Here is a 10,627-nt window from a genome sequence, read left to right as displayed (position 1 = left end):
CTAAACTACTAGCTGAACAAAAGGCCAAAGCACAAGCGGATGCTCAAGCGAAACTATTAGCTGAACAAAAGGCTAAAGCACAAGCGGATGCTCAAGCGAAATTATTAGCTGAACAAAAGGCCAAAGCACAAGCGGATGCCCAAGCTAAACTACTAGCTGAACAAAAGGCCAAAGCACAAGCGGATGCTCAAGCGAAACTATTAGCTGAACAAAAGGCTAAACAAGAAGCTGATGCTCAAGCTAAATTACTAGCTGAACAAAAAGCTAAACAAGAAGCTGATGCTCAAGCTAAACTATTAGCAGAACAAAACGCTAAAAAAGAAGCTGATGCTCAAGCGAAACTATTAGCTGAACAAAAGGCTAACGAAGAAGCTGATGCTGAAGCAACACTGTTAGCAGAACAAAAAGCAAAAGAAGAATTAATTTCAAATGCTCAGGATGATATTAGTAGATCTATGTATGAGATTAGTCAACAAGCAGAAGAATCTAAAAAGGCACAAACTAAATTGTTACAAGATTTTGATGCTATTATAGAAGTTAAAAATGAAGATCTTAAAGATTTAAAGGAAGAAAATGATTTAAGTGAACAAGGAATTACTGTTGGTCCAAAGCCTTTTAAAAGTATTACAGAAGAGAATAATAAATTAGAAATTATAAAGTCACAGTTAGATGATGTAATTAACAACAGAAATAATAAAATCAAAGAACTAAAAGCATTATATGATGATAAATATAAAGCAGACACTATTACAAATGACGAAGTATACCTTTATTATCAAAAAGCATTAAACCGTTTAGAGTCTGAACAACTTAAAGCAACACAAGCAAGAATAGATTTAGATACAAGATTAGCTGAAATTAAAATTGCTACAGAGTTTGAAAGAAGACGTCGTATTAAAAAAGCAGCATTTGATAATGAAGAAGAACGTTATTCTCAAGATAGAGCAATGTTGGAAAACATTAAACAATCAACAACCTTGACTACGACTCCAATTACAAAAGACGATTTTGATTTTGGAGAGGAACAAAGTGGTAATATCCAAATTTTAGAGAATGTACAAAATGTAGATAATGGCTATTACTTAGTACTAGCTGTACATTCAGATATTAGTAAAAGAAATGACTTTATAACTAAAGTTGTTGCTTCTGGACGTTCAAATGTTGATTTCTTTTATGATGTAAAAACGAGTAAGTACTATATCTATTACGATAAATTCGAAAGCATAGATCAAGCAAATCAAGCTCTAGAATCAAAAGGTAATAGACCATATAATCAAAAACTATCTCTTGTGAAAATAGAGAATTAATATATAAAATAAGGCCCTATTCTTAAGTTGATGTGCCCTCATTAACTTCGGAATAACAAAAAATTTAACACCATGAAAAAACCTACTTTTTCAAGATTAGTAATTATTGTTTCACTACTACTGATTGGCCTACAATCTTATGCGCAAAACTATGAACCTTTTGCTCCTCGATTTAATGAGGACCTTAAAGGTGACATTGTTTTAATAGGTAATAATATTTTAGGGCCAGACAATAATGCATTTAATAACAATTCAGTATATAACCACAATGTTAATATGCAATATATTGATATTGATAGTGATGGTTCAACCTTTAGTTCATCTAGTGCAGATTTAGATATACCTAATCCAAATTGCTACAGAATTATTTATGCAGGTCTATATTGGGGAGCTGTTAATCCTGGTGATGAACCGATAACAAATGTAAAACTAAAAGGACCTACTGGAGGATACAATGATATTACTGGTACTATAATTTATGATGCTAACGGAACAACAGTAGATGGAGGAGATAGTTTTTCATATGCTTGTTTTGCAGATGTCACCGATTTTGTAACGAGTTTTGGTTCTGGTGATGATTTAGGAACATATACTGTTGCAAATGTATCTTCTGATGTTGGTGAAACTGCAAATTTCACACCTTACAATGGAACTGGTCAATCGGCTGGTTGGTCATTATTTATTGTTTATGAAGATCCAACACTTCCTGGCAAATCTATTACAAGTTTTGACGGATTTAGTGCAATCAGTGTCGCAGGAAATAACACACAATTGGATATTCCTGTTGACGGATTTAGAACCGTTCCTGCTCCTGCACCTGTAAGAGCAAATTTTGCGTTTGCAACTCTTGAAGGTGATAGTCCAATTTTAGGTGATCGTTTACGATTAAATGGTGTGAGTTTATCTACGGTAGATCGTCCTGTTGCTAACTTTTTTAATAGTTCAGTAACTCAATTAGATGCGACTCCTGTAAATTCAAGAGTACCTAATAGTACAAATACATTAGGATTTGATACTGGAGTAATGGCTATACCTAATCCAGGAAATGCAGTAATTGCTAACGATGCAACTGCTGCAACAATACGATTAGAAACAAGTGGAGATACTTATTTCCCATACTTCTTTGCGTTTGCAGTAGATATTATAGAGCCAAATATTGTATTGACAAAAATTGTTGAGGATGATGCTGGAAATGATATTGGCGGACAAACAGTAGGTTTAGGTTCTTCGCTAAATTATGTCATTGGTTTTCAAAATACCGGAAATGATAATGCTACCAATTTTCAAATTAGAGATATTCTTCCAGTAAATATTATTTATAATCATCCAACAGATTTAGTATTACCTCCAGGTGTAACCGTTGTAAGTTATAATGAAACTACTCGTGAATTAATTTTAGCTGTAGATAATTCTCTTGTTGAAGAAAATGATCCAGTTTACGAAATTCGTATTGAAGTACAAGTTGTTGATGAATGTAATCAATTAGCAGATGCTTGTTCTAATATAATCAACAATCAAGCCTATGCAACATATAATGGGTTCTTTAATCCTACATTTCAAATTACAGATGACCCTAGTTTAAATAGTAATACAGGTTGTTTATTATCTCCTCAAGCCACTAATTTCTTAGCTGATCTTGATTGTCAATTTTCAGAAAACTTAATCCTTTGTGGTAACAGTTTAGATATCACAGCAGCAAATGGTTATGATTCATATTCATGGTCAACAAGTTCTACAGGAACTCCAGTAATTGGAACTGGTCAAACAATCACAGTTACTGAAACAGGAACCTATTACTCTTTCAATACAGCTGTAGCACCTTGTCAATCTATTGTACAAGAATATATTGTACAACTTTTTGGAGGTAATATAGAAAATCCAGTTATTCCTTATGCAGATGAAGTGGTTACGTGTCCTAATGACGGTAAACTTCTCCCAAATATATTTTTATGTGGAGAAAATGATACTAGAGATATTCAAACCAATATTTCAGGAGCATCTTCTATTATCTGGGAAAAATTAGATGAATCGAGTTGTGATGCAGTTACAAATTCAGATTGTGCTAATGAAGATGACACATGTACTTGGAATGAAGTTGCGAATGGACCAAACTATCTAGTAGATACTTCTGGTCAATATAGACTTACAATCAACTATGAAGGTGGTTGTTTTGTACAATTCTATTTCAATGTATATCAAAACTCATTAAATCCAACAGTTATAGCAACAGATATTATTTGTACAACTTTAGGTAGTATTACAGTTTTAGATGTACCATCAGGTTACGAATACAGTTTAGATAATATAACATTCCAACCAAGTAATGTATTTTCGATTGCTACTGCAGGAACGTATACTGTTTATGTAAGACAAATTGGAGTTCCTACAAATCCTTGTGTGTTTACTGTACTAGACGTTTTAATTAGAGATCGTGATTTTACGGTATCTACAACGATATTGCAACCTTTATGTCATGGTGACAAAGGAAGTATTCAATTGGCTGCAAATGATGTTGATCCGCAATATTCTTATACGTTAAGTGAAGGTGGTACATTAGTAAATAGTGTTGGACCAATTTTAGAAAACACATACATTTTCGAAAACTTAAATGCAGGAACGTATACAGCAACCGTAGAAACAGAAAATGGCTGCTTTTATTCCGAAGAAATTATTATCATAGAACCATCATTATTAACAGTTACTGCTGCTATCACAGTACCTTTAACTTGTGATGAAGGAGAAATTACAGTGTATCCTGTTGGTGGAACACCTCCTTACTTCTATTTCGTAAATGGGTCTACAGATTTTCAAACTATTCCAGAAATCGTAGTAACAACTGCAGGTGTTTATGACATTTTAGTTGTAGATGCTAACAATTGTAGTGCAGAAACAACAATTACTATTGAAGCTATTGATCAACCAGAATTTACAATTGATACTACAGATATTGCTTGTGGTGGATCTGGAAATACTGGAACAATTACAATTAATGTTACAGCAACTAATGGAAATAGTCTGACATATAGTATTGATGGTGGAACCACATTTTCAAATTCTCCAGTATTTACTGGGCTAATCGCAGACGATTATGAAGTTGTAGTAGCCTATTCTATTGGATCATCAGAATGTGAAACAGTTGCACAAACTGTAACTATTTTAGAAGCTGATGCAATTTCAGGAACTGCAGAATTAACTGCTCCTTTCACATGTATATCAAACGGAACAATTACAGTAACCACAGTTACAGGTGGTGATGTACCTTATTCTTATAGTATTGATGGTGTTAACTTTCAAGCTAGTAATGAATTTACAGGATTAACATCTGGAACATACACAATCACAATTCAAGATGCTAATGATTGTACCGTAATTACTAATGAGATCATTGTTGAGGCTTTAAATCCGCCTACCGATTTGGAATTTGATATTGCTCCAGTTACTTGCCCATCAAACGCAACAACAGTTACCATTACAAATACAATTGGTGGAACAGGTGTATTAGAATATCAAATTATAGCACCAACTGCAAGTGCAACAGCTTATCAAACAACAACTAGTTTTGCTGGTTTAGAACCTGGAACCTATACGTTTCAAGTGAGAGATGAAAACGATTGTGAGTATACAGAATCAATTACTATCGATCCAATCCCAGCACCAATAGTCAACGTCGTTTTAACGTCTGGACTAGATTGTACGGCAACACCAGATGCTACAATTACAGGTGATATCACAGGAACAGCACCATTTACTTATGCGGTTTCCATTGATGGAAGTGGGTATTCAAACTTAGGTGCAACAGGAACACCATTTACATATAATACATCAACTGCAGGTACGTACCAGTTTCAAATTACTGATGCTAATGGATGTATTGCAGAATCTAGTATCATTACTGTAAATCCAATCACACCTCCAGCATTGAGTTTAGTTTTAGAATCACAGCCAATATTATGTAATGGAGATGAAAATGGAGCTTTAGATATCACGATTGATAACACAGTTGGAACACCTCCTTTTGTTATCAATGTAAATAACGATACAACAGGTACAGATTACGGTACACAAACCTCTGGATTACCAGCAGGAACATATACTGTTACGATTACAGATGCAAACCTTTGTTTTTCTTCGGAAATTGTAACCATCAACCAACCAGACCCAATTGTAGTAGATGTAGATACGATTGACATTACCTGTACATCTGGTGGAATTTCACAAGGATCTGTAATTATCAACTCTGTAATTGGTGGAACAGCGCCTTACAACTATTTTGTAACTGGATCTAACGGCTACTCAAATTCAGAATTAAATAATACAGGTACAACTTCAATTAGTTTTAATGTTGTAGATTTTGGTTTATATGAAATTAATGTTGTTGATGCCAATGGATGTTCTGTCTTAACACAAGATGTTTTGGTTGCCTCACCTCCTACCGATTTAGATATTAATATAACTGCTTCAGTTGATTGTGCCTTAGGTGGTCAAGCTGTTGTGAGTGTAGGTTCTACGTTAAGTAGTGCAGGACCATTCTTCTTTGCAATTTATGAAGGACCAACCACGTCATATCCATCAGTTGGAACTTGGTTATCAGAAGATATGCCTGGAAGTCAGTCGGCTACATTTGATGGTTTAATACCTGGAGTTACCTATACGTTTATTGTTTATGATGCGTCAACTTTATGTAGCTATTATGAACCTGCAACTGCGCCAATACCTACAAATTCTACATTATCGCTTAGTGCTGTAAGTTCTAATAATATAACATGTACAGGAAGTAATGATGGTAACGTAACATTTACAATTAACAGTGTTTATGGATCTGATGTAGATGTGAATTTCGAAATATTCGATTCTTTATCTTTAATCTCAACAGGTATTACAGGATCTGGAACAGTTCCAGCTAATGGAAACTTAACAGTCACAGATTTAGGTCCTTTACCTTTCGGGAATTACTTTGTGTCTATTAGTGAGACTTCTGGTTCAAATTCTGGATGTGGTGTTGTAACTGTACCTTTTAATATTACTGAATCTGCTTTCTTATTAGAATTACAAACGTCTGTAGATCAAAATGCAAATTGTAACGCAAATTCAGGAGTCATTAGCGCTATTGCTCAAAATGGAACTGCACCTTATCAATATCAAATTACAACAACAGCTGCTGCTCCTTTAGATACTGACACAAATTGGGCATCTGCAAGTACATTCAATAGAGATGCAGGAAATTATTATGTGCATGTTATTGATGCTTATGGTTGTATCGTTTCAAGTCCTGTAGTTATTTTACCAATGGATGATCAACCTAATATTTCCGCAGTAATAAATACAACATGTGATGTTAGTGATGGTGATTATGAAATCCTCGTTTCTTTAGGTTCACCTGGAATTGCACCTTACAGCTTTAGTATTGATGGTGGAGCTTTTCAAACTCAATCAACACCTTTTACAATTTCTAACCTATTTTCTGGAATGCATACTGTAGAAATTCAAGATGCTAACGGTTGTGGAAACACAGTAACTGTTGATATTTTAGCACCTTTAGATATTACACCTACAATTTCAGCATCTGCAACATGTAACGATGATGATGGTGAAATTACAGTTATTGGATCTGGTGGATCTGGAACGTATACATATAGTATTAGTCCAAATCCAGCTTCAATTTCTGAAACTGGCGGATTGTTTTCTGGAGTACCATCAGGAATTTACACAGTAACAATTACAGATACAGTGACATCGTGTACTGAGGATGTAACCGTTTCTTTACAAGCTGCTACGCCTCCAACATTTACAACAAATTCAACTTCAGTAACCTGTTTTGGAGACAATTCTGGTTCATTTGAAATTAATGTTATTGGATATTCTGGTACTTATAATTATGAAGTTTTTGATAGTACGTCAACATCAGTTTTTGGTGTTGTAAATGCAAATACGTCAACAAACCCACTAACAGTTACAGGAATGACTGCAGGATCTTTCACAGTAGTGATTACAGAAACTGAAAGTCCGTTTTGTAACGCAACATCTACCGTTATAATTTCTTCTCCTTCTCAAGCGTTAATTCTTGATGCTTCGGAAACATCTAACGTCTCGTGTGATGATAGTCAAGGGACAATTACTGCTATTGCAACTGGTGGTTGGGGAGATTATCAATATGAATTAACAGGAGCTGCAACAGTTGCATTTTCATCTAACGGAACATTCACAGACTTATCTGCTGGATCGTATACGGTAAATGTTATGGATGCTGAAGGTTGCGTAGCTTCAGAAGATATTACGCTTATTGCGCCATCACCAATTGATGCTACTTTTACTCCAAGTGCATCAATATTATCTTGTTTTGGAGATCAAAATGGATCAATTACAGTAACGAATGTGGCAGGTGGTCAAGGTGTAGATTATATTTATACGTTGAATTCTGCAACATCAACATCTGGACCTCAAACGTCTAATGTGTTTACAGATTTAGGAGTTGGTACTTATACGATTTCAGTTAGTGATGGTAACGAATGTTTCCTTTTATCTTCGGAAATTGTAATTACAGAACCTACACCTATTACAGCAAATTTAGTCGTAACCACAACACAAACTTGTGATGTAGAATCTACAATTACCTTAAGTGCTACTGGTGGAACAGGAACGTATCAATATAGTAACGATAGTGCTTTTACAACAGTCTTAGGTTCATTTACAACAGCAACCACATTTTCTGTTCCTGTGGGAACCTATCAGTATTATGTGAGAGATGCTAATGGTTGTGTTGCAAATGTGTCTAATGACATTACAATAGATCCATTATTAGATTTGACTATTAATTTAATGTCAATGAATCCAACAATTAATTGTTCGGGTGATAATACAGGAACGATTGTAGCAGATGCTCAAGGTGGTTTAGGAAACTATGTGTACACACTTGAAGATACCTTAGGAAATACAATTACTGCAACACAAGATTCACCTGGTGTATTTACAGAACTCGTTGCAGGAACTTATGTAGTACATGTAGAAAGTGGTGATTGTGATACAGCCTCTGCTCCTATAACAATTACAGAACCTACTGCTCCACTTACGATTGATTTCACAGTTAACGATGTGACGTGTAGTGGAAATAATGATGGTGTTTTAACCATTAATGCTTCTGGAGGAACAGGAATCATTAAATATGCAATTTCTCCACAATTAGATCAATTTTTTGAAACTAATGTTTTTGAAAATCTTGCTCCAGACACCTATACAGTGATCGTGCAAGATCAATTAGGATGTTACGAGATCTTCGAATTTACAATCAACAATCCTGAACAAGTTATTTTAAGTATTGTACCAGATTCTCTTTTTGAAGAAACTTGCGAAGGCGAAAACAATGCTGAGTTTAGTATTGATATTACTGGAGGAACATTGCCATACAGTGTAAGTTTAGATGATTATGATGGTCCATACACAACAGGATCTGCAACGCAAACCGAATTTGATTTTACAGATTTAGGTGGTGGTGATCATATTGTTTTTGTTCGTGATTCTCAAGGTTGTGAGACTGAATGGAATATTACGTTCCCAGATTCAGTGAGTTTTGATCCTATTATTGAAATAGAATATGCTTGTGAAAACAATGTTTCAGTAAATACAGTAACTGTAATAGTGAATGGAGATTCTGTTGATCTTTCAGATTTAGATTACTCACTTGATGGTGGAGATTATCAAACGAGTAATATCTTTAATAATGTGGTTCCAGGAACAGATCATTTTATAGATGTAAGACATACAGATGGTTGTATTAAAACTACCGAATTTTTTGACATATATAACTTTGATCCATTAGCAATTATCCTACAAGAAGGTAGTGAACCTGGTGAAATAATAGCAGTGACAACTGGTGGAACAGGTGGAAATGAATATACGCTTAATGGCGAAAATTATGGAAACACAAATGTTTACTTCGTTACAGAAGAAGGAACATATAATGTAATTGTAACAGATAGTAGTGGTTGTCAAGCAGAAGCTACTATAGAAATAGAATTTTTAGGACCATGTATTCCAAATTGGTTCACACCAGATGGAGATAATGAAAATGATACTTGGGCTCCTGGTTGTACAGAAGATTTTCCAAACTTAACCTTCGATATTTTTGATAGATATGGACGTAAAGTTGGAACCTATACTGTAGGACAATTTTGGGATGGTAAATATAATGGCAAAGAACTTCCTACTGGTGATTATTGGTATGTTGTAAAACCTAACAGTGCGTTAATTGAAAAAGATTACGTAGGACATTTTACACTTTACAGATAATCAAAAACCCTCAAACTAAATAACGATTCAAATGAAAAAAATTATAATATATCTCGTTTTAGCTTCTTGCACGTTTGGTTATGCACAAGAATTAAATTTACCTGTATGGACACAATATTTAGCAGATAATGACTTTGTGATATCTCCAACCTATGCAGGAATTGGTGATAACTTAAAAGTGCGACTTAACGGACTTACACAATGGGTAGGTATTAAAAATGCACCTGACAATCAAGCATTATATGCCGATTTCAGAATAGCTAAACAATCTGGAGTTGGATTATCATTATACAATGATAGAAACGGAAATACGCGTCAAAAAGGTGTCAAATTTTCATTTGCGCATCACATAATTTTAGATTATACATCAAAACAATACTTATCATTTGGATTATCTTATAACATAAATAGCTTTAGAATTGATATAGAGAATTTTCAGCCTACAGCAGAAATTCCAGTAGTAAATGTTGGAGATGATAGAGCCGTTTCAAATCATAATTTTGATGTTGGTTTCCTATACCGTTTTAACAGGTATTACTTGAGTTTGAATGCCAATAATATTTTAGATAAAGGTATTGATGATTTTTTAGGTACAGAACCAAGTAAGCTTTTAAATTTTCAAGCTTATACTGGATATATTTTCACTAATAAATATAACAAGAATGTTGAGTATGAACCTTCAGCGTTTTTCCAATTTTTTAATAGTGATAGACGATCTGCAACAGATTTAAATTTTAAATACAGAAAATTTAATAGAGATGGTGATTATTATTGGGTTGGTGGATCGTATCGTTTTTTGAATGATCAATACTTAAAGCCTCTTAATTTTGGACCAATGGCTGGCATCATGAAAAATAACTTTTATTTCGCTTATTCTTATCAAATGACAATCAATGATCTTTCAGGTTACAACTCTGGAACGCATAGTATCACTATAGGAATTGATTTATTACAAGGGATTAGTGATTGCCCATGTACAAAAGGAACAAGCTATAGAAAGTATAAAAATAATGGTACTAATTATTAATGACATGAAG

General features: G+C 34.1%; 2 protein-coding genes and 1 pseudogene. All 3 read left to right on the top strand.

Annotated elements, in window-relative coordinates:
• Nucleotides 1-1,307 (top strand): annotated as a pseudogene (locus tag WNY78_RS13765) (hypothetical protein); the annotation flags it as partial.
• Between the two features lie 72 nt (nucleotides 1,308-1,379).
• A complete protein-coding gene (locus WNY78_RS13760; protein WP_342873784.1) occupies nucleotides 1,380-9,590 on the top strand; it encodes a T9SS type B sorting domain-containing protein in 8,211 nt (2,736 codons plus the stop codon).
• Between the two features lie 31 nt (nucleotides 9,591-9,621).
• Complete coding sequence (locus WNY78_RS13755; protein WP_342873783.1) at nucleotides 9,622-10,617, top strand: type IX secretion system membrane protein PorP/SprF; 996 nt, start codon at nucleotides 9,622-9,624, stop codon at nucleotides 10,615-10,617.
• Nucleotides 10,618-10,627: the final 10 nt, after the last annotated feature.

Source organism: Psychroserpens sp. AS72, from assembly GCF_038900375.1.
Lineage (GTDB): Bacteria > Bacteroidota > Bacteroidia > Flavobacteriales > Flavobacteriaceae > Psychroserpens.
This window is presented reverse-complemented; position numbering and strand designations above follow the sequence as displayed.